At 58.3% G+C, this 21,012-nt stretch carries 17 protein-coding genes; 5 read left to right on the top strand and 12 right to left on the bottom strand.

Annotated features, from left to right (window positions below):
- Positions 1-10: 10 nt before the first annotated feature.
- Entirely contained in the window at positions 11-2,059 is a 2,049-nt protein-coding gene (locus ACL7TT_RS06310) for a M3 family metallopeptidase (RefSeq protein ID WP_413394019.1), read from the bottom strand.
- Between the two features lie 65 nt (positions 2,060-2,124).
- Between ACL7TT_RS06310 and ACL7TT_RS06305 the strand changes: the two genes are divergently transcribed.
- The 5 genes from ACL7TT_RS06305 (at position 2,125) to ACL7TT_RS06285 (ending at position 7,786) form a co-directional block, all read left to right on the top strand.
- Positions 2,125-2,679 carry a gamma carbonic anhydrase family protein gene (locus ACL7TT_RS06305; protein WP_413394017.1) on the top strand — a complete coding sequence of 185 codons (555 nt, stop codon included), beginning with the start codon at positions 2,125-2,127 and terminating at the stop codon, positions 2,677-2,679.
- A gap of 169 nt (positions 2,680-2,848) precedes the next feature.
- Positions 2,849-3,880, top strand: coding sequence for a LacI family DNA-binding transcriptional regulator (locus ACL7TT_RS06300; RefSeq protein WP_413394016.1), 1,032 nt, complete (start codon positions 2,849-2,851; stop codon positions 3,878-3,880).
- Positions 3,880-5,034 carry an N-acetylglucosamine-6-phosphate deacetylase gene (gene nagA / locus ACL7TT_RS06295; protein ID WP_413394014.1) on the top strand — a complete coding sequence of 385 codons (1,155 nt, stop codon included), beginning with the start codon at positions 3,880-3,882 and terminating at the stop codon, positions 5,032-5,034. The genes ACL7TT_RS06300 and nagA overlap by 1 nt, the downstream gene beginning before the upstream one ends.
- Before the next feature lie 12 nt (positions 5,035-5,046).
- Complete coding sequence (gene nagB / locus ACL7TT_RS06290; protein ID WP_413394012.1) at positions 5,047-5,850, top strand: glucosamine-6-phosphate deaminase; 804 nt, start codon at positions 5,047-5,049, stop codon at positions 5,848-5,850.
- Positions 5,843-7,786, top strand: a complete 1,944-nt coding sequence (locus tag ACL7TT_RS06285; RefSeq protein WP_413394009.1) for a beta-N-acetylhexosaminidase — start codon at positions 5,843-5,845, stop codon at positions 7,784-7,786. Before nagB ends, ACL7TT_RS06285 begins: the two co-directional genes overlap by 8 nt.
- On the opposite strand, the gene ACL7TT_RS06280 is transcribed toward ACL7TT_RS06285, so the two are convergent.
- From ACL7TT_RS06280 to ACL7TT_RS06230, 11 genes are all read right to left on the bottom strand, one after another.
- Entirely contained in the window at positions 7,676-9,784 is a 2,109-nt protein-coding gene (locus ACL7TT_RS06280) for a sodium:solute symporter family protein (protein ID WP_413394007.1), read from the bottom strand. The genes ACL7TT_RS06285 and ACL7TT_RS06280 overlap by 111 nt on opposite strands.
- 3 nt (positions 9,785-9,787) lie before the next feature.
- The gene (locus tag ACL7TT_RS06275; RefSeq protein WP_413394005.1) at positions 9,788-10,699 is read right to left on the bottom strand and encodes a glucosamine kinase nucleotide-binding domain-containing protein; all 912 of its coding nucleotides are present in this window, start codon (positions 10,697-10,699) and stop codon (positions 9,788-9,790) included.
- A 403-nt stretch (positions 10,700-11,102) separates the two neighbouring features.
- Complete coding sequence (locus tag ACL7TT_RS06270) at positions 11,103-12,080, bottom strand: Gfo/Idh/MocA family protein (RefSeq protein ID WP_413394003.1); 978 nt, start codon at positions 12,078-12,080, stop codon at positions 11,103-11,105.
- Positions 12,081-12,275: 195 nt separating this feature from the next.
- A complete protein-coding gene (locus tag ACL7TT_RS06265; protein ID WP_413394001.1) occupies positions 12,276-14,984 on the bottom strand; it encodes a TonB-dependent receptor in 2,709 nt (902 codons plus the stop codon).
- A 677-nt stretch (positions 14,985-15,661) separates the two neighbouring features.
- On the bottom strand, positions 15,662-16,063 hold the full coding sequence (locus ACL7TT_RS06260) for a hypothetical protein (protein ID WP_299940299.1): 402 nt from the start codon (positions 16,061-16,063) through the stop codon (positions 15,662-15,664).
- Between the two features lie 12 nt (positions 16,064-16,075).
- On the bottom strand, positions 16,076-16,906 hold the full coding sequence (gene aroE / locus ACL7TT_RS06255; protein ID WP_413393999.1) for a shikimate dehydrogenase: 831 nt from the start codon (positions 16,904-16,906) through the stop codon (positions 16,076-16,078).
- Complete coding sequence (locus tag ACL7TT_RS06250) at positions 16,903-17,352, bottom strand: hypothetical protein (protein WP_413393997.1); 450 nt, start codon at positions 17,350-17,352, stop codon at positions 16,903-16,905. Before ACL7TT_RS06250 ends, aroE begins: the two co-directional genes overlap by 4 nt.
- Positions 17,353-17,382: 30 nt before the next feature.
- Entirely contained in the window at positions 17,383-18,288 is a 906-nt protein-coding gene (hemF, locus tag ACL7TT_RS06245) for an oxygen-dependent coproporphyrinogen oxidase (protein ID WP_413393995.1), read from the bottom strand.
- A 28-nt stretch (positions 18,289-18,316) separates the two neighbouring features.
- Entirely contained in the window at positions 18,317-18,883 is a 567-nt protein-coding gene (locus tag ACL7TT_RS06240) for an L-threonylcarbamoyladenylate synthase type 1 TsaC (protein ID WP_413393993.1), read from the bottom strand.
- Between the two features lie 13 nt (positions 18,884-18,896).
- Positions 18,897-19,412, bottom strand: a complete 516-nt coding sequence (purE, locus tag ACL7TT_RS06235; RefSeq protein ID WP_413393991.1) for a 5-(carboxyamino)imidazole ribonucleotide mutase — start codon at positions 19,410-19,412, stop codon at positions 18,897-18,899.
- Positions 19,413-19,569: 157 nt separating this feature from the next.
- Complete coding sequence (locus ACL7TT_RS06230) at positions 19,570-20,793, bottom strand: tetratricopeptide repeat protein (RefSeq protein WP_413393989.1); 1,224 nt, start codon at positions 20,791-20,793, stop codon at positions 19,570-19,572.
- Between the last annotated feature and the right edge of the window lie 219 nt (positions 20,794-21,012).

The raw sequence follows: 21,012 nt of genomic DNA, 5'->3' as shown, positions 1-21,012 counted from the left end.
TGCGGACTTTTCAGGCCGGGCTGATACTCTGTTCCTGCTCCTCGATGGCGGAGTGGCGCAACAGTGCATCTATTTTTGGTTCCCGGCCGCGAAACTCGGTAAACAGCGCCAGGGCATCGCGGCTGCCGCCCAGTTCAAGAATAGTGTGCAGGAATTTTTCTCCGGTGGCGCGATCAAAAATGCCTTTTTCCTCAAAAAGGGAAAAAGCATCGGCAGAGAGCACTTCCGCCCACTTGTAGCTGTAATAGCCTGCGGCATAGCCTCCGGAAAAAATATGGCTGAAGGCGTGCTGGAAACGATTTTCCCGGGCCACCGGTACCACTGCCACTTCAGAGCGCACGGTATTTAACAGCTGGTGAATTTTCTCAGCAGACATTGCCTCTGCACAGGCATGCAGGCGAAAATCAAACAGGGCAAATTCCAGTTGGCGCAGGGTAAACATGGCGGACTGGAAATTCCTAGCCGCCAGCATTTTATCCAACAGCGCCTGGGGGAGGGCTTCACCACTTTGGTAGTGGGAAGAGATCATCGGGATCACAGCTGCTTGCCAACACCAGTTTTCCAGGAACTGGCTGGGCATTTCCACCGCGTCCCAGGCCACGCCATTGATGCCTGAGACCGCGGCCACATCCATTGTTGTCAGCATGTGGTGCAGGCCGTGGCCAAACTCGTGGAACAGGGTGGTGACTTCGGAGTGTGTGAGCAGAGAGGGCATCTCCCCCGCGGCGGGGCTGAAGTTACACACCAGATAAGCGATCGGCAGCTGCAGCCCCCGCCCGGTTTTACGCCGGCTGCAGACGGTATCCATCCAGGCTCCACCGCGCTTTTGCTCGCGGGCAAAGGCATCCAGGTAGAATCCGGCAATACGCTCTCCGCCTTTGAGAAGCCAGAAGAACTGTACATCTTCGTGCCAGGTGGCAACCGAGCTGTCCGCTTCCACGGCAATCCCAAACAGCCTCTCCACCAGGGTAAAGAGGCCCTCGACAACCTTTGTGTAGGGAAAGTAGGGGCGCAGCGCTTCCTGGCTGACGGCGTAACGCTGCTGTTTGAGTTTTTCCGATACCCAGGCGATATCCCAGGGCTGTATATCCTCTAACCCGTACGCTGTGCGGGCAAATTCCCGCAACTCGGCCATCTCCCGTTCAGCCGCCGGCTTGGCCCGCCCGGCAAGGTCGTTGAGAAATTCCAGTACGCGCTCGGTGCTCGGTGCCATCTTACTGGCCAGGGACAGCTCTGCGTAGTTGGCCATGCCAAGCAGTCTGGCCTGTTCGGTACGCAGGGACAGGATGGTTTCCATCAGCGTGGAGTTATCGTAGGTTCCGCCATTGGGGCCAACCTCCGAGGCGCGACTGACAAATGCCGTATGGACCTCTTGGCGCAACGCGCGATTGTCCGCATGGGTCATGACTGCCAGGTAGCTGGGCCCTTCCAGGGTGATCAGCCAGCCCGCCAGGTTTTTGTTTTTAGCCGCACTGCGTGCAGCCGCCAGCGCGGTTTGCGGCAGTCCGGCCAGCGCAGCTGCATCCTCGGTGTGCCAGGTCCAGGCATTGGTGGCATCCAGCACATTGTTGGCAAACCGGCTGGACAGCTGTGCCAGACGCCGGCAGTTTTCCGCAAACTGTTCGCGCGCCTCACCGTGTAGACCGACACCGCCCAACTCAAAATCCCGTAGTCCCAGCTCTATCGACTGCTTCCGCGGCTGTGGCCAGCTTTCAAATTCCGGCGCGCCGGCAAGCTGCTGGTAGACCGCGTACAGGTCTTGGTTCTGTCCCTGCTCGGCCCAGTAGGCAGTGACTTGAGCGAGCGCTGCTTCATAAGGGGCGCGCCACTGGCCGCTCAACACACTGTTGAGGTGGCTCACCGGGGAGAAAGCGCGATTGAGTTGGTCTTGTGCCTGCTCCAGGGGGACTAACGTGCTCTCCCAGCCGGGACTCTTGAGACCCCGCTGCAATTGCTGACGACAACGGGCAATCAGCTCCGAGATCGCCGCTTCCACCTGTTGTGGCTGCAGTTGGTCAAAGGGGGGAAGCTGGGGAAGACTCAGTAATGGATTGGACATACAAGACCCTGTGCTCGAAATGGGATACCGCTATCATAGAGGATTCATTGTACAGGAGCTTGTTCATGTCCCCACTGCGCAGCTACAGCGATGCTGTTGGCGAAAAAGTCCCGCAAATTGGCAAAGGGGTGTATATCGATCCACAGTCGACGGTGATCGGCGATGTCTGTTTCGGAGACGATTGTTCCGTGTGGCCCATGGCCGTGGTGCGCGGTGATATGCACCGGATTCAGGTGGGCGCGCGCACCAGTGTACAGGATGGGGCGGTGCTGCATATCACCCACGCGGGCCCCTTCAACCCCGACGGCTGGCCATTGGTTATTGGCGAGGACGTCACCATTGGCCACAAAGCCTGCCTACACGGCTGTACGCTCGGCAGTCGGGTGCTGGTTGGCATTGGTGCGATTGTGCTCGATGGCGCAATCATCGGGGACGACGTGGTGCTGGCGGCAGGTGCGCTGGTGCCACCGGGCAAAACCCTGCAAAGTGGGTATCTTTATGTGGGCGCCCCCTGCAAGAAGGTGCGAGCGCTGACGGCGGGGGAAAAAGCCTTTTTTCGTTACTCCGCTGAAAATTATGTGAAATTGAAGGACCGGTACCTGATGCACGGGCGATCCTGAACCTTTGTGCCCACAAACAGCCAGTCTCACACAAGCCGGACCGCCTCCCGTGCTGCTGTCTTGTTTCCGCCGTTGCCGGACAGGCGCCTTAAAAGTGGGTGACAACGTTGTCATATCCCTGCTTCGTGATTAGAATGGGGACATAATGAACCGTTGCGGAACGAAGCGCATGGCGACCATCAAAGACGTGGCAAAACTGGCTGGGGTGTCCTTCAAAACGGTCTCAAGGGTAATCAATCGCGAACTTTCTGTGGGCGAGGAACTCAGGGAGCGGGTATGGATGGCGATTAAGGAACTGGACTACCAGCCCAACATATCCGCCCGGCAATTGCGCGGCGGGGCCAGCTTTATCGCTTTTATCTATGACAATCCCAACAGCCACTATGTCATCGACATGCAGCACGGCATTCTCTCTGAGTGTTGCGAACAGGGGTTTGAACTGCTGATTCACCCGGTGCATGCCTCTGGTGGCGCGGTTGCCGAGAAGCTGGAGCGCCTGGTCCGCACAAGTCATATTGCCGGTTTGGTACTGACCCCGCCCTTCTCGGAGTCTTCGGAGCTGATTGCAGCGCTGGTGAGGCAGAATGTGCACTTTGTGCGCATTCTGTCCGCGTCGGCCGCGCCCGATGACCTTGGGCCCTGCGTTTTCGTCGATGACTTTCAGGCGGCCTTTGACATCACCGAGTTCCTGCTTGGCCTGGGCCATCGACATATCGCCTTTTTGGGCGGGGATATGGCGCACCGCTCCAGTGTCGAACGCCTTAACGGTTATAAGGTTGCGCTTGAGCAGCACCATATCCCCGCCGACGAACAACTGGTGCTTGAGGGCCAGTACAGTTTTGACTCCGGCGCAGAGCGGACCCACAAATTGCTGCAGTCGCACAAACCGCCCAGCGCAATCTTTGCCAGTAACGATGAAATCGCAGCTGGTGCCCTGTTTGCTGCGCGCATTGAGCGGGTTGACGTACCCCGGGCGCTGTCGATTGTGGGGTTTGAGGACAGCCCGTTTTCACGCCAGAGCTGGCCCAAGCTGACCACTGCGCACCAACCCAATGCCGCGATTGCGGGCCAAGCCACGCGCCTGCTGATAGAGGACATCCGTCGGCAAAGACGGGATTGCACCGATGAGGCAGTGCAGCGCAACACCGGCTTTAGTCCCAAACTGATTGTGCGCGATTCAACCTGTGCGGTAATACCCTGATGTTTGCACTCTACTGCGAAAAGATTTTCGATGGCGAAGTTTGGCTGCAAGACCATGCCGTCCTGGTGCAGGGCGGCAATGTCAGCGCTCTGCTCCCCGGCAATGCGGTCCCGACAAAAGTACAGACCCAGGTGCTGGAAGAGGGCTACCTGGTGCCTGGCTTTGTCGATCTCCAGGTCAATGGGGGTGGCGGCCTAATGCTCAACAGTGCACCGGCGTTGGCCACCGTCGAGTGCATGGCCCGCGCCCACCGCGGGCGCGGCACCACAGCCCTGCTGCCAACGGTGATCAGTGATCGCCGTGCCGTGTATGCCGCCGCGGTGGAGGCGGTGGTCGCCGCGCGGGCGGCCGGCCATTCCGGCATACTGGGCCTGCATATCGAGGGCCCGTTCTTCGCCCCCGCGCGGCGCGGCGCCCATCGCAAAGAGATGATTCGCCAAATCAGCTGCGGGGATATCGCCTGGTTGTGCGAACAGGCCAGACGCCTGCCGCTGCTGCTGACCCTGGCCCCCGAGCGCTGTACCCCGGAACAGATCCGGCAACTGAGCGAAGCGGGTATTCGCGTTTGCGCCGGCCATAGTGAGGCCAGTTTTGATCAGGTGCAGGCAGCACTCCAGGCGGGTCTTTCGGGCTTTACCCACCTGTACAATGCAATGAGTCCACTGACCGCCCGCGAACCGGGGATGGTGGGTGCAGCGCTGGCTGACGAAAACAGCTGGGTCGGTATTATCGCCGACGGCCACCATGTCCATGCTGCCAGCCTCAAGGTAGCGCATCGTGCCAAAGCGGCGGGGCGCCTGTATCTGGTGTCGGATGCCATGGCGACCGTGGGTGCCGCTGAGGCGGTATTTGAAATCTACGGCGAATCCATTCGCGAGCGGGGGGGGCGCCTGGTCAACCGCGAGGGCAGCCTGGCCGGCAGTGCTATTGGTCTGGCCGATGCGGTGCGCTACTGCCACCGGGAGGTGGGGCTGCCCCTGGCCGAATGCCTGCGCATGGCCTCCCTCTACCCGGCCAGTTTTCTCGGCCTGCAGGACAGCCTGGGCCGGCTGGCCGCAGGTGTACCGGCAAACCTGACCTGGCTCGACGGCGGGTTGCAGGTCCGCAAGACGTGGCTCGCGGGCGATGCCCGCAACCATCCCCCAAACCCGTAGGACAAAGACATTATGAAAGTTGTCATTCAGGAGGATGCCGCCGGTGTGGCCAGCTATGGGGCGGATCTCTTTCGCGACCAGCTATGGCGGAAGCCGGATTCCGTGCTGGGACTGGCAACAGGCTCTACGCCGTTCAGCCTGTACCGATTACTGATCGAGAGCAATCGGCGCGGAGAAATCTCCTTTGCCAGGGCGACCAGTTTCAATCTCGACGAGTACATGGACCTGCCTCCGGAACACCCCCAGAGCTACCGGCATTTTATGCAGAAACACCTGTTTGCCCATATTGATATAGACCCTGCCAGGACCCATGTGCCGCCGGGAAACGCGCTTGACCCGATCCGTGCCTGCAGTGACTATGAGCGGGCGATTGGAGCCGCCGGGGGGATCGATATCCAGTTGCTGGGAATAGGCCGCAACGGCCATATCGGCTTCAATGAACCCACCTCCTGCCTGACTTCCCGTACCCGGGTAAAAACCCTGACCCGGGAAACCATCGACGACAACGCCCGATTCTTCGCCGAGGGCGAACCCCAGCCGCACCTGTCCATTACCATGGGCATCGGTACGATTATGGAAGCGCGCCTGGTGGTGCTGCTGGCCACCGGAGAAAGCAAGGCCTCCGCCATCAAGGCCATGGTCGAGGGGCCTGTGTCCGCCTGGTGTCCGGCCTCGGCCCTGCAAATGCACCCCGCAACCGTGGTCATTATTGACCGGGCGGCGGCCGGCGCTTTGTCCGACCCGGACTTCTTCCGTCATATCGAGGCGGAAAACCAGGCCCTGCTGGCACGCCTGAAGGCGCGCAGCCATGCCTGAATCGGACAGGGCGGTTGGCGCGGAGCTGCACCTGGCTGAGGTTGGGAGAGATGCCCAGCTCCTGCGCATCTCGCTGGTGCCTGGTCCCAAGCCGTTGCCACGCAACTGGACACTGCACCTGGATCTGCCGCACGCGGTAACGGCGGGAGCGGGCACCCGGTTGCTGCGACAGGTCGGCAGCCATGTGGTCATTGCCCCTGTAAGACCCGACGACTCCACTGTGTCTATCTGTTTGCCGACGGGCAGCCTGCAGCGTCTAAGCGACCTGCCCAGGGGACTTTTCGTTGCCGGCGACAACGGCGTCACCGAGGTCCGGGTGGTATCCCATAGCCTCCCGGTCCCGCCACACAATGATCAGGCGCGCTCTGCGAAGGCCCCGCCCGCAGTGACGCCGGTTTGTCCATTGATCCCCGCGCCCCGGCACTTTGATTGCCGCACAGGCGCACTGCTCTTTGCCGGGGCTTTCCTGGTGGCATCTAAGGCGGACAACCTGGGCGAGCTGGCCCTGGGATACCTCGGCCAAGTACACCCGCTGTCTAGCTCGAGCAGTGATCGCAGTGCGGTAACCCCGCTGCGATTGTTATTGGGGGAGTGCCCCTCGGAAGCTTATCGCCTGGCCATTGGTCCAAAGGGCGTGACCCTCTCCGCATCGGATGCCGCGGGCTTTTTCTATGGTGCCGTATCGCTGGTACAACTACTGGCACTGGGCCCCCAGCTGCCCTGCTGTGTGATTGAGGATGTACCGCGCTACCGTCACCGGGGATTCATGCTCGACTGCGCGCGCCACTTTCACAGTGTCGATGAAATCCGCAAGTTGCTGGATGTCATGGCCAGCTACAAACTCAACCGTTTTCACTGGCATCTCACCGACGACGAGGCTTGGCGTCTTGAAATTGGGGCCTACCCGGCACTCACGGATATCGGCGCCTGGCGCGGCCACGGCGAGGTACTGGAACCGCAGTTCGGTAGCGGCCCGGGGCGCTACGGCGGTTACTACAGCCAACAGGCGGTGCGCGATATTGTCGCCCATGCGGCAGCCCTGAATATCACCGTGATTCCTGAGATCGACATCCCCGGGCACTCACGGGCAGCCATTCGCGCCCTTCCTGGGCTACTGGCGGAAACGGAGGACAGCTCCAGCTATTGCTCTGTACAGTACTATTGCGACAATGTGCTAAACCCGGGGCTTCGGGGCACCTACACCTTCCTGGACACCGTGCTTGCGGAAGTGTGCGCGCTGTTCCCGGGCCCCTGGGTGCATATGGGGGCTGACGAAGTACCCGAGGGCGCATGGCTGGGGTCCCCCGCCTGCAAGGCCCTGATGGTACAGGAGGGCTACCACACAGCGCGCCAGCTACAGGGCCACCTGCTCTGCTACGCCCAGCAACGGCTGGCGCGCAGCGGTCGCACCCTGATCGGCTGGGAAGAGGCCGCAGAGGGTTGCAAGCTCGATAAGACGGCGATCATCTGCGCCTGGACGCAGCCCGCCAGCACGGCGCGTGTGCGCGCGCTTGGCTACCCGGTGATCGCCTGCCCCGCCCCCCACACTTATCACGACCTGGCCTGGAGCAGCGCTGTGGCGGAACCGGGGCTGCACTGGGCCGGCACGGCGGATCTCGAGACTTGCTACCACTTTGAACCGGATGAAAGTGCCGGCGACCTGCTGGGCGTGCAGGCACAACTCTGGAGTGAACTGCTCAGCAGCGCTGAGAGGCTGGAATACATGCTGTTTCCGCGCCTGCTGGCGAGCGCGGAAACCGCCTGGAGTCCTGTTGGGCGCAAGGACTGGCCCGACTTTTACGCGCGGGTAAAACGCCACGAGCCGCTACTGGAGGACCGCGGCATCGCCTTTCGCCCGCTGCAATCCTCCGCGGCTTGCACCGACCAGGGACAAGCCGCGCAGGGTCGCCCACAACAGCAGTGCGCAGACCAGTAACAGGGCAATGCCGGTCATCGGCTCGAGTCGCAGCAGGTAGCCCACCCCAAACATCCCCGCATACAGGGAGGCGGTCCCCAAGAGCCAGCACAGGGCAGATAGCCAGAAGCCCCGCACCGGCTGTTGCCCGGCATTGTACCCGCGCCAAAAGCCGAGGGGTTTCACCCGCGCGGCAAACGCCCTGATGCGGGCCTCCTCAACCGGGGGAGTCAGCAGGGTTGTGATTACCGAGACCAGTGCCGATGCGAGGGAAATCCAGCAAATCACGTGAATCGGGTGGCTCGCCATCCAGCCCGGCAGGATAGACATCTGGTCCGCAGCAAAACCATTTCCCCGCCCCGCGAGGAAATTCCAGCAGGCCAGGACCAGCCCGGTCAGCATGCCGGAAATCTCAGTCCAGGCATTGGCGCGCCACCAAAACCAGCGCATCAGGTGTGGCAGCCCCAGCCCCGCCATCATGCCGCCCCAGAGTTCCCACATGGCACCGATATTGTCGACAAAAGTGGCGGCCCAGGCACTGAGACCGGCAATCCCCAGGGTGGCGAAGCGGCTAACCCAGGTCAGCCTGCGGTCACTGGCCGAAGGGTCGAGCAAACGCTTGTAGAAATCATTGGCGATGTAGGAGGCGCCCCAATTGATATGGGTGGATACGGTGGACATGAATGCCGCCATCAGCGATGCCAGCGCCAGCCCCAGGAGTCCGGCGGGCAGCAGATCGCGAATCAGCGCGGGATAACCGCGCTCCCGGTCCTCCCGATAAACCATTTGCTGCACGGTTTCGCCATCGGCCTGCGCGACGTTCTTTTCGCTGGTATAGAGCAGGGTATAGCCGGGTATGTCGCAGCGATAGCGATCGTTGATGCACTGCTGCATCTGAACCGTGCACTGGCGGTTATCCGCGGCACAGACGGTGAATTCCTCCGCCAGCTGGTTGACTTCCACGCGGGGATAAATCACCAGAGCGGCCACCCCCGCGATCGCCCAGGGCCAGGAGCGGAGCAAAAAATTGGCGAAGGCATACCACAGGGCGCCTTTCTCGGCCTGATCCCCATCTTCGGCGCTGTAAAGACGCTGGGAGATATAGCCCGAACCGTCTACCTGGCCGGAGGTCCACCACATCACACCCAACGTCAGCACAAAGGCCGAGAAGGGGATACCGAGTGCTCCGACAACGCCTTCGCCAAAGGCCGGGGCAAAGGAGGCAATCCGCTGCGCAGGCAAGAATCCGGCATCACCGGAATCTGCCGGGTACTGTTGTTCCAGGCCAGACCACATGGCCTCCAGGCCACCGAGGTGATCAACCGCCAGGAATGCGATGAGAATCGACATCCCCATGGCGAGTACGAACTGCACCAAATCGGTGACCATGATTGCCCGCAGTCCCCCCAGGGTGGAATAAAACAGGGTCACCAGTAACAGCAGCAGAATGGTGATGGTGTTATCGATGGAGTGGAACAGCAGCGCCTCCGGATACACATTGGCAAAGGCCGAATACAGTCCGGTGCCCAGCAGGGTCTGCCAGTCCATAAAGGGTTCGGAGATCTTGCCCATGCCCGCGAAGACCCAGCCGAGAATGACGCAGTTGACGAAGGTGGCGTTAACCCCGGCCTTCACGGTGCGCAGTGCAGCGGCCTGCTTACCGCCATAGCGCAGCTCGGCGATCTCCGCATCCGTGACCACACCGGAGCTGCGCCAGATACGGGCAAAAAAAACCGTAATCGCGATTGCACCGGCAGCTCCGCCCCACCAGAACCAGTTGCCCGCAATGCCGTACTGGGCAATCCAGCCAGTGATCGCCAGTGGGGTATCGGAGGCAAAGGTGGTGGCGACGATGGAAGTGCCCAAAAACCACCAACGCATACGGCGCCCGGCAACAAAAAAACCCTCCAGGCCCCCCTCGCCCGCGCGATCGCGCACCAGCAGGCCGATCGCCAGGGAGAAGCCCAGCAACAGCAGGATGACGAACCAGTCAATGCCACTTAAAACACTTTCTTGCATTTCTTAACAGCCCCGTCCGCTCTCTCGTGTGATGACGCCGCCGTGGCATTGCCGGGCGTACAGGAGGGCGCCCTCATCGGGTTGCCCCCGCGGTGGCTGCAGGCACTGCAAGGTCTTTTCCCCCAGCCAGGGCAGCAGGCGGGCCGCCAGGCCCCCCAGTAGGCAAAAGTGACTGTGGCCTCTGGCCAGAAAGCGTTTTGCTACCTGTTCCAGGTAATCCACACCCTCCCTGACAATGGCCACGGCAACCGCATCCCCCGCTTCAGCGACCGCCAATACCCGGGGTGCCAGGCGCCCGTAGTCCTGTTGGCCCGCGCCCGCCATGGCACCCACCAGATCCAGGCCGCGGGCCTGGAGTTCCTCCTCCAGCGCCGGCAGCAGGGCTGTGGCGGGGCCGAGGTCATCCAGTGCCAGCAGTGCTGCCTCCAGTGCTTTCAGCCCCAGCCATGCGCCGGACCCTTTGTCAGCAAAGGGGAAACCGTGGGCACCGATGCTGAGGCCGCCATTCAGGCTGGAGTAACCCACTGAGCCGGTTCCCGCGACAATCACCGCGCCCTCCTCTCCACCATGGGCACCGAGAAAGGCAATTTGGATATCGTCGGTCAGGTACAGTGCGGAAAAGGGATGCCTCCAGGCCAGCAGCTGCTCACGCACACGGGGAATATTCACACCGGCCAGCCCCGCCCCGGCCACCAGCTTGCCCAGCGCATCCGTCGACAGGCCGGCATCGACCAGCGCCAGCTCAGCGGCCTGCTGAATGGATTCACAGGCCTGAGTCAGGTTTTGGAAGGGATTGGCCGGGCCTGCCACACCGACGCCCTCCCTGCCGGCGCCAGTGACACGTGCCCGGCACTTGCTGCCTCCGCCGTCGATACCCAGGTAAAGAACGGGTTCAGTCTCCATCCCGGTGTGCATGTTCACTCCTCTCGATAAGGGCCGCTGTTTTTTGAGCCGGGGCGTCCCGGTAGGGTTCGGAAATTTGTGCATTTTTTGCCATTAGTAAAAAGTGGGTGCTTTATGGATCCTGGAGCGTTAGCGCAATGGCTCAATTAATCCGGAGGCAACCGCTTTTCCCCGGTTTTTTAGGTTGTGCTGGCATTCAAAGATATCCAGCCAAGTGGTTTCTCTTATTCAGGAAGGCGTAACACAATCTGGTCGTCGCGTTGGGTTCTGGTGTTGTCACATCAGACACCCCACTTCCCAAATCACTTGGAGAAACACATCGGCCTTGTGAGGTCGGCTGGCCGACACAACATTTTTAACACCTTCATGATTTTTTACAGTTGTCAGATTTCAAGCCGTTCTGTCAGTGTGAAAGCTATATTTTATTTAAAATTTTATCCATAACCCAAGAGGTATGCAAAGCTGTTTCCCCTGAAGAGGGATGAACAATTTCTCCAGCTAAAGCTTTTCTCATATTCTCAACATGGCAGTATTGAATATGTTCAGGATACTTAATGGAAATTTTTTTCTTCCCGTTTTTATTAATTAGTGTGATTTCTTCCCGATTAAAAATTGAAAAACGCATCTCACCTTCACTGCCGACAACGGCAACCTCATCTTGTCTGCGAAAGCCTCCAAAGTTCCAACTTCCTGATCCTGTAATGCCGCCTTCATGTATCCAGCAAGATGAAACACTATCTAAAGATGAATACAGCTTTTGCTGATTAAAACTTAATCCCTTTACTTCCCTAAAATTACCAAAAAGATAGGCGAAGATATCCAGCCCGTGACTGGCTAAATCATCAAAGTAACCGCCTGTAGCTATATCGGCATCGGTTCTCCAGTTGTATTTTTTTGATAGATCAATTTCACTGGCTGGCCGGCAAAAATTCCATGAAATATGTCTGATAGAACCAATATATTCTTTAGCAATACAGGTTTTAATCTTGTTGAAAACAGGTAATGAGCGTCGGTAATAAGCGGTAAACAAGTGCAGCTTGTTTTCACTAAAGGCCCTACATATTTTCAGTCCATCCTTGTAACTGGAGGAAAGCGGTTTTTCAATACAACAAATTTTTCCAGCTTCTGCCACTTTCAAGGCGTAATATAAGTGTGAATCAGGAGGTGTCGCAATGTAAACTGCGTCTACATTGCTATCGTTTATAAGATCTTCGGCTTTGCGATGGGTGTGATTTATTTTGTGTCTTTTTGCGTAATCTAAAGCTAAATCATACCTTCTTCTCATTACTGAAAAAATGTTGAATCCCTTAACTTTTTGATATGCCGGAACACTTTTCACTTCCGCAACCTTACCGCAACCAATGACGCCCCAATTAACGATTGTGGTATTCATTTATTTTCTCGTTGAAAAGAAGGCTGGCGCTTTACACTCTGTGGAGTAACTGGGCTCTCGCGCCTCTTCATTCACACTGACCGCTTCTGTTTTTTGTACTTCATTAGAGATACGGCTATCCCGGTATCAGGGACCAATTCCTTCATGGTCCGGTGGGTGCCGGCGTTGTGGCCGGCACCCACCCTATGCGTTGCATCAGAAGTGGTAGTTCGCCCCGAGAAGAAAACGCGCACCATTGTCATACAAGCGGGCTGCGCGGGCCTCGTCGATATGGTAGTACTCCAGTTCCTCGCCGGTCAGGTTGATTGCCTCCAGTACAAAGTCCCAGTTTTCCCAGGGAGAGACGGTGATGCTGGCATCCCACTGACCGTAATCGTCGATATAGGCCTCGGAACCGAACTCGGACAGACCGTCGTACCACTGGGTGCGGAAGTTGTAGGCCAGGCGCGCGCTGATCCAGTCGTTCTCATAAAAGCCAGTCAGGTTGGCCATGTTTTCGGATTGGCCCGGGATCAGGCCGGAGCCGGGATTGTTGACAGAATCGCGCGCATCGCGGCTGTTTGCGTCGGTATAGGTGTAGTTGGCAATGACACCGAAGTTGTCGAAGTTGTGCTGGTAGCTCAGCTCGATACCGGAGACCTCGGCACCCTTGCCGTTAACCGGCTGAATAAAAAGGACCGGGATATCCTCGCCAAGGCGCTCATCGAAGCGAAAGTCCACCGAGGTGCTGTTGATCACCGAGTCCGCAATATCCTTCTGGAAGTAAGTGGCGGCCAGCACCGCGCCCTCGGCAAAATACCACTCCCAGGCCAGATCGAACTGGTTGGCGGTTTCCGGCTCCAGTTGCGGGTTGCCGCGGCGGCCGGTCTGGGTATCCAGGTTGGCGGATTCCTGGTTTGCGATGGTGATGTAGTCGGGACGGGCCATGACACGGGCCGCGGAGAGGCGCAGGACTTGGTTTTCGGCGATATCAAAGGCCACATTGGCACTCGGCAGAATCTCGGTGTAGTCGTGCTTCAGGGTTTCCTGGCGGACATCAAAATTTTCGGTTGTCGAATCAACCAGTGCTACGAGCAGGTCGTAGCCACCGACCATATCGATGGCCGCTGCCAGAGGGTCACCTTGCAGGTTGTAACCGCTGGACCCGACCCGGGTTTGCACCATGCGCAGGCCGAGGTTGCCACGGAAACCCTCGCCATCGAAGTCCGCCTGCACATAGGCGGCCAGGATCTCTTCCTCCACATTCCAATTTTCCGGCAGGTTGAGTACCGTCACCGCGTTTTCGTAGGCCAGAGCAGGGTAGATCACACTTTGTGCCGCACTGATATCCATCAGCGGATAGGGCGCCCCGGAGCGGTTGCGGGTGTAGTTGCCGAGCGGGCCCGCACCCAGATTGCCGTATAGCCAGCGGTCCCAACCGGTCTCTTCACCTTCTCCATAGGTGGTGATGCCGTCAGCGTGCATGGCATCGCTGAGCCAGTGGAACCGGGTCAGGGACATCATCTGGCCCTTGTTGTGGTCGCGGTATAGCAGGCCGCTCTTGAGACTGTTGAACACCCCGGTGTCGAGGGCAAAGTCAATATCGATGCTGGCGTAATTTTCCTCGTCATCCATCACACGGGCGTTTTCCTGCATCCAGCCAAGCCCGCGTGCACCCAACTGCGCATCGCTTTCAACCTGGCCGTTCAGGTAGGGGGTGTGGCTCAGGCCATTGAATTCGGTGCGGTCCAAGGGAGCGCCCCAACCGTAGTGGCGATCCCGCGAGGTGCCGCCCTCGGCCTCGGTGTGGCCGAGGCGGGTGCGCAGGGTGAGTTGCTCGAAGTTATGCTCGTAGAGCAGATCCAGCGATCCGGTCTCAGAGTAGGACACGCGATCGATCACATAGTATTCGGCGAAGCTGTCGGCCACTTCACCGGCGATAACGCCGCTGCCGGTCACTACCGCGGTGGTGGGATCAATGGTGCCGCCGTTGTTGCCATTCAGCCACTCGTAGCGGTTGTAGTTGGAATTGTCGGCATCCAGCCCGGAGTCCAGGTAGGTGAGGGTGAACTGGCCGCTGTCCGAGGGGCGCCACTGGCCCGTGAACAGCACAGTCTCCCGTTCACGGGCCTGCTCGAAATAGGCATCGCCGAGCGCCCGCGGCACCCACAGGGCGCCGCGACCGAAATCCTGATTTTCGAAACCCAACACCTCGGTGCCTTCACGCAGTAGCGTACGGTCCTGCCGGGTCAAGGAAATATTAAAACCCAGATTTTCGGCGTCGTTTTTCCAGGAATACAGAGCGCTGATGCTGGGGTCCCATTCCTCCGAGGTTTCCGAGTATTGTCTCTGCACCTGAATGGCACCAGTGTTCTGCGCCATGTCGAGGGGCCGCCGGGTACGCAGCATCACGGTGCCCCCCAGGGAGCCTTCCTGAATGTTCGCCTGAGGGGTTTTGTAGACTTCCAGGGCGGATACGATGGTTGAGGGCAGCAGGGTGTAGTTAAATGCGCGGGAGGGGTTGTCCAGAATAAACCAATCGGCGGAGGCCACGGCGGCACCGTTCAGGAGCGCGCGGTTCTGGTTCGGAGAAGTCCCGCGCACGGCAATTTTTTCACCCTCACCGAAACCGCGGGTCACGGAAACACCGGTAATCCGGGACAGGGAATCCGCCACATTCTTGTCCGGGAACTTGCCCAGGTCTTCGGCAGTGATGGCGTCAACGATGGCGTTGGCGCTGCGCTTGGCGTTCACCGATTCCGTGATGCTGGCGCGGATGCCGGTGACAACCACCTCTTCCAGCGCCGTCTCCTGTGCATGGAGTGTGCCGACTGCGCCGGACAGGGCGAGGACCGCCAGGGAGCTGTGCAGGAGGCGGCCTCGGCCACCGGTAAGGTTGCGAATGCTAGAGCTGAGTATTTTCACGGTAATTCCCTCTGAAAGTTATTCTTATTAAGCCATGTTGGCTACCAGGCTTTCGGGTCATGACAACGTTGTCGGAACACATTAGCTCTGTGAGACAACGTTGTAAACAGCTTGTGAAAAACTTTTCCCAAACGCCGCCCCGGTTTGTATCTTTCTGCCCCGAATTTGAACCGTATCGGCTCTGAATCATTGCAGTACGGACGTCTTTGCAGGTGGAATTTTTTGGTGAATTTTTAAACCAATATCGCTGCTAACAGGTGATATATCTCTTATTTAAAGCCCCGCTTTGTCACTGGCCGGTTTGCCGGGTTGGGATAGAAGTTATGCACAATCCGCAAGCAGGTCCGCGATCGCGCGGATGAAGAAAAGGTGTCTTCGGAGAGATCACCGCTACCAAATCTTGCCTTAGCGCCGTTACGTTCAGAAAGTGCGCACAAGCAGGCGGTGATACAGGCAGTGGGGTGGGCGATATCAGGTTTTCTTTGGGGGCTACCTGTTGCGCACGGATTATCCGCGACTGCTGGCCAAAGTGGTGGGCAATCTACACAGACTTTGCAAAAAGAAAGAGCCCGAACAAACGGCAGTGGTTCACTGAAAGGGCAAGTGCCGGGTTGATAACAGCGGATTTGCCATCCGCTGGCGGCGGCAAAAAGGTCGCCGCCTTGTGATTGGCGCTTCTATTTTCCCTGCAGGCGCAGCAGCGCAGAGGCTGCAATGCCGCCCAGGGCGCAGGCGAGCATAATGACCACCGGGGTCATATATCCCAGCATAAAGGCACCGTAGTCATAACCCCGCTGAGGCAGCAGATACAGCAGCAGCAAACCCGCTGGCACAAGCGAAAGCGCAATGCCCCGCAACAGCCAGGCACTGCGCCATGGCAGCATCAACAGCAGGCCACAGAGGCCGCCCCACACAATGCGCTGGTACAAATAGGCGCTGTTCAGGCGTGGCGCCAGGTCCACCCCCAGCCAATGGGTAAAGCCGTAGTGTCCCATGGCCCAGAGACCCAGTGCGTAGCAGAGACCACCAAAACAACCCACGGCGAAACACAGGGAGAGGTTGCGTAGAAATTCCCGCACAAACAAGGTCCTCTAGTTATTTTTCTTACCCAGCCCTCGGCGCAACCGCGTCAAAACCGGTGCGACCTGCGGATACACCCCGCGCCACAGATAAAACGATTCTGCAGCCTGGCCCACCAGCATACCCAGGCCATCGCTAGCCGGCACCCTTTGGGCGCGGGCCCAGTGCACGAAGGGCGTGGGCCCGGTGGCATACACCATGTCGTAGGCTTTGCCGCCGGTGGTGAAGAGTTGTTCCGGCAGGGCGGGCAGTGCATTGTCCAGACTGGCGGAGCTGGCATTGATTACCAGATCGAAGCGACCACGCAGCCCCTGTAACCCTCCACCGCTCAGGGCGCTGTAGTGGGAGAAATCATCCGCGAGTTGCTCGGCTTTGGCCGCAGTGCGGTTGGCCAGGTGCAGGTGCGCTGGCTGTTCAGCCAGCAGGGACAGCAGGGCTCCGCGCGCGGCCCCGCCGGCGCCTATAAGCAATACCTGTTTGTCGCGAATCGCCCAGCCCAGGTTGCGACAGATGTCGGCGACCAGCCCTGCGCCATCGGTGTTGTCACCGAGCAACCGGCCATCCTCTTGACAGAGTAAGGTATTGACGGCCCCGGCCGCGGCGGCACGCGTGGTGAGTTGATCGGCCAGATCGCGGGCTTCGAGTTTGAAGGGCAGTGTGATATTGAGACCGCGCCCTCCTTCAGCAAAAAAGGTGCGCGCGCATTCTGCGAATGCGTCCAATGGCGCAAGGAGTTTGCGGTAGAGCAGGTCTTCGCCGGTTTGCGCGGCGAAGGCGTGGTGAATTTGCGGGGACAGGGAGTGCGCTATAGGGTTGCCCACCACAGCGTAGTGATCGCTCACGGCAGTGGCCTCTTGCGCGCTCTTACCGCTTCGCGAATTTTGGCGCTTTCATCGACAATAAACAGCCCGTCAACTTTCAGGCTCGGCTCTATTTCCGTAATCAGGTAGCGGGTTTGGGAGCTGTAGAGTTCACCCATCCGGGTATTATCCTGCTGGTGCAGCAGCGTCCAGCGCACACTGGCAAGGCTGGTAGAGTTGTTGAGCGCCTGGACCTCTGTGACCGTGCCCAGGATCTGGCTGATGGCCAGGCGGCGATAGGCCCTCAGCAATTTGTTTACCTGCTGTACAAAAGCACTGCGGAGGATGACCAGTTTGTCACCATTCTCGCGGTAATAATGCAGGGGAAACCGGTAAAAGTCTGCGATCTCCTCCACATTGCCGGTTTCGAAATGACGCCGGTAATCGAGAAACAGGGCGTTGATATTTTCCAGTCGCGCCTGCTGCACGGTGAGCCTCCTTTGTGGCCAATACTCTGCTCAGACCCAGTCTCTGTGGGGCAGGAAGTCGGTATATAGCTTTTCCTCAGCGGAGCCCGGTTCCGGATGCCAGGCGTACTTCCAGCGCACCAGTGAAGGCAGCGACATCAGGATCGACTCGGTGCGCCCACCGGACTGCAAACCAAACAGGGTGCCGCGATCAAAGACCAGATTGAACTCCACATAGCGACCGCGGCGGTACAGTTGGAAATCCCGTTCCCGCTCACCGTAGCTTGTAGTCCTGCGCCTTTGCATGATCGGCAGGTAGGCTTCCAGGTAACTGTCGCCCACGGCGCGCGTCAGTGCGAAGGCGTTATCGAACCCCCCCGCGTTGAAGTCATCGTAAAAAAGCCCACCCACCCCGCGCGCTTCTGCACGGTGCTTGAGGTAGAAATACTGATCACACCATCGTTTGAAGCGTGGGTAGATCTCCTTTCCAAACGGTTCGCAGGCATGTTTGGCAGTGGTGTGCCAATGCACTACATCCTCTTCAAAACCGTAATAGGGGGTTAGATCATAGCCTCCGCCAAACCACCATATTGGTGCGAAACCGGGTTTTCTGGCGACGAACAGACGCACGTTGGCATGGCTGGTAGGCACATAGGGATTGTGCGGGTGGATCACCAGGGAAACGCCCATGGCCTCATAAGTGCAGCCGGCCAGTTCCGGGCGGCTGGCTGTGGCAGAAGGTGGCAGGCCGTCGCCATAGACGTGGGAAAAGTTGACACCGCCCTTTTCTATCAGGTTGCCCTCTTCCAGCACACGGGTTCGGCCACCGCCCCCCTCGGGCCTCTCCCAGGCGTCTTCGCGAAACCCGCAGCCATCTTCCCGGCCGAGGGCTTTGCAAATACGATCCTGCAGCTCAAGCAGGTAAGATCTGACGGCCTTGGTATGGATTTCTTTCATGGGCATACACCGGGTAGCTGTTGGGCGATCAAGCGCCGGGTCTCATTATCTTACCGCTGAGCAAGTCGCGGATCTCACTGGGCGCGCCTCGGCCGCCGGTAGCGCCACCGCCGACAAAATCGAGGGCGTCGCCAAAGTAGCGAAGCACCTGGTGTTTTTCTCGGGCTGGCTGACATCCCATTGGATTAGCTGAGGTGGAGACAATGGCGCCGCCAAAGGCGTGTGTTAACGCCGCGGTAAAGGGATGGCTGGTGCAGCGTAGTGCCACTGATGTGTGGGCGCCGCAGATCCAGTAGGGTATGCGATTAAAATGCGGCACCAGCCAGGTCACAGGGCCCGGCCAGGTGTCGCGCAGTTGTCGCCGCTGATCATCGCTAAGCGCCGCCAGGAAGTCCCCGAAGCGGTCTATTTCACCGGAGACCAGGATCAACCCTTTATCCAGCGGGCGGCGCTTCAGGCGCAGCAAACGCCTCACCGCCTGCAAATTATAGGGGTCACAGGCAAGGCCCCACACGGATTCGGTGGGGTGGGCAATCACACCCCCTGCTGCCAGGGTGCGGGCGGCCTGTGCGACAGCAAAGGGGGAATAGGTCATAGCCGCGCCGGGATCACTTGGTCTCGCGCTGTTGCAGGTCTTTTTGCAGCTGTGCATCCCTGGCGACGATGGCTTCGGCATTCGCGCGGCGTTCATCGACCAGCTTCTGGTGCATTTTTGCATCGCTTGTGCCGATAATCTGTGCAGCTAGGTAAGCGGCGTTTTTGGCACCGGCTTTGCCGATGGCTACTGTTGCCACCGGAATACCGCCCGGCATCTGCACCGTTGACAGTAGCGCATCCAGGCCGTCCAGAGAAGCATTGATCGGCACGCCAATCACCGGTTTGAGTGTGGTGGCGGAAACCGCGCCAGCGAGGTGAGCAGCCATACCGGCGGCACAGATAAAGGCGGCGCAGCCGCGCTTGTCGGCGTCGGTCACGTAGTCGTGAGTGGCTTGCGGCGTGCGGTGGGCGGAGGTGACTTTTACCTCGAAGGAAATGCCGAACTTATCCAAAACGCCGAAAGCGGCCTCCATCACGGGCAGATCGGAGTCTGAACCCATCAGGATCGCTACAAAAGGCTTGCTCATTGCAACTCTCTTTACTGTTGAAGTGGGGGAGCCGGGCAATCTAGCGGATTGCGCGGCGGGGCACAAGTTGTTGCTTTTTAGGGTCTCGTTACCTAAATCAAAAATCAGCCAGCAGCAAAACCTGAGCCCATCCAGCGTTCTCCAGCCAGAGTCAGGTCTACCGGGTGAGCCACCACCACAAATTTGTTCTATTCCAAGAACGCGCTGTTTTGTGCCGGCGCGTCGGTCGTATGTCTTCCAGGCCCAGAATTTCCAGTTTTTGCCGATAACGCCCTTGATCCCGATCAGCTGCAGAGAGAGTCAGAGCCTGTTGAAAGTGCCCCCGGTAGCCGTGATTTCCCGATTTGAAACGTAACAACCCCAGAAGGAAGTGGAATCTGTGGTCATTCTTTTCCAGGGAGATTGCAGCTTGGATATCATTGACAGCGAGTTCATAGTGTCCCTGCTTGTAGGCAGCCAGGGCATTACCGTACCAATAGTAGGGGTTTTGTTCCCGATAGCGTTGTAGATGCTCGGAAATAATGTTTGTCGATTGCCAGTCCCCCTCCTCTGTGAGTATCCTCTCCAAATTACTTAAGGCCATCGTATTGGTGCTATCTATAACAAGGGAAACCCTGTAGGCGCTTGCTGCGTGATCTGGGTGACCGGCAGCGCGATAGACCGCGCCGAGATTATTCCAGAGGTCCGCCGACTGTGGGGACAGTGCTAGAGCTTTGCGAATATACAGAAATGCATCCGTATATTTCTGCTCGGAGAGAAAATCCATCGATAAATTGCTGTAGAATCTGGCGAATGCATCCGTGTCTTCTAAGGTTGTCTGCCGATAGATCGGTTGATATTCAACAAAATTGAAATCCAGCATCCGCTGTTCGATGCCGAGATCGGCAATAACATTGATATGCTGGTAGACATATGTCTGTTTATTTTTAAGAGACCAGGTTTCTGGGACAAGTACCTCATTAAACTGAGCGTTTATCCCCAACTCGCGCGCCATCGCAACCATAAAGACACTAAATGCCATGCAGTTTCCACGCTGTTCTACAAAGACTCTGGATGCATTCAGGGTCGCATCGGCATCGTATAACAGTGCGAAATTCTGATCTTGTAACTTTTCCATCAGGATATTGAGGCGAGCACTTTTAGTAGCCCCATCTACCGAATCAAGGAGCAGGTGCATATCCCGATTGATCGCCAGTATGTCGATATTTGGCAGGTCTTTCTCCACCACCGGGCGGCTCAGGATTACCGTGCCAGTGAGTAACGCTTTCTCCGAAAACGTCTGTGGTGGGAGGTGTTCAACGATAGAGGGCTGAACTGTGCAGGCTGATAGTCCCGCTGCTATAACAGAGGAAAATATTATTTTTTGAATTAGTCTTCTCATAAATTTGCCTGGTCACTGCCTAAACGAAATCCTGCATAAGAATCCTCTCGGACAACTGAACTCACGCCCAGAATAGAACGTGTGCTCCCGGTAGGGTATGGCCATATGAAGTAACGATGATAATACAGCAATTTCAGCCTTTCAGAAGCCTTTAACTGTCGAAAATTTGGTGTGGGCTGAATAACCTAACCAGATAGTTTTAACCACGGCTACATTTGA

The sequence above is a fragment of the Microbulbifer jejuensis genome (assembly GCF_047289955.1).
GTDB lineage: Bacteria > Pseudomonadota > Gammaproteobacteria > Pseudomonadales > Cellvibrionaceae > Microbulbifer.
This window is presented reverse-complemented; position numbering and strand designations above follow the sequence as displayed.

Bases quoted from the DNA above. Each gene is read 5' to 3' on its own strand.
- ACL7TT_RS06240 (WP_413393993.1), bottom strand. From the start codon at position 18,883: ATGACCTATTCCCCCTTTGCTGTCGCACAGGCCGCCCGCACCCTGGCA.
- ACL7TT_RS06285 (WP_413394009.1), top strand. From the start codon at position 5,843: ATGCCTGAATCGGACAGGGCGGTTGGCGCGGAGCTGCACCTGGCTGAG.
- purE (WP_413393991.1), bottom strand. From the start codon at position 19,412: ATGAGCAAGCCTTTTGTAGCGATCCTGATGGGTTCAGACTCCGATCTG.
- hemF (WP_413393995.1), bottom strand. From the start codon at position 18,288: ATGAAAGAAATCCATACCAAGGCCGTCAGATCTTACCTGCTTGAGCTG.
- ACL7TT_RS06270 (WP_413394003.1), bottom strand. From the start codon at position 12,080: ATGAATACCACAATCGTTAATTGGGGCGTCATTGGTTGCGGTAAGGTT.
- ACL7TT_RS06275 (WP_413394005.1), bottom strand. From the start codon at position 10,699: ATGCACACCGGGATGGAGACTGAACCCGTTCTTTACCTGGGTATCGAC.
- nagB (WP_413394012.1), top strand. From the start codon at position 5,047: ATGAAAGTTGTCATTCAGGAGGATGCCGCCGGTGTGGCCAGCTATGGG.
- ACL7TT_RS06280 (WP_413394007.1), bottom strand. From the start codon at position 9,784: ATGCAAGAAAGTGTTTTAAGTGGCATTGACTGGTTCGTCATCCTGCTG.
- ACL7TT_RS06305 (WP_413394017.1), top strand. From the start codon at position 2,125: ATGTCCCCACTGCGCAGCTACAGCGATGCTGTTGGCGAAAAAGTCCCG.
- ACL7TT_RS06300 (WP_413394016.1), top strand. From the start codon at position 2,849: ATGGCGACCATCAAAGACGTGGCAAAACTGGCTGGGGTGTCCTTCAAA.
- ACL7TT_RS06310 (WP_413394019.1), bottom strand. From the start codon at position 2,059: ATGTCCAATCCATTACTGAGTCTTCCCCAGCTTCCCCCCTTTGACCAA.
- ACL7TT_RS06230 (WP_413393989.1), bottom strand. From the start codon at position 20,793: ATGAGAAGACTAATTCAAAAAATAATATTTTCCTCTGTTATAGCAGCG.
- nagA (WP_413394014.1), top strand. From the start codon at position 3,880: ATGTTTGCACTCTACTGCGAAAAGATTTTCGATGGCGAAGTTTGGCTG.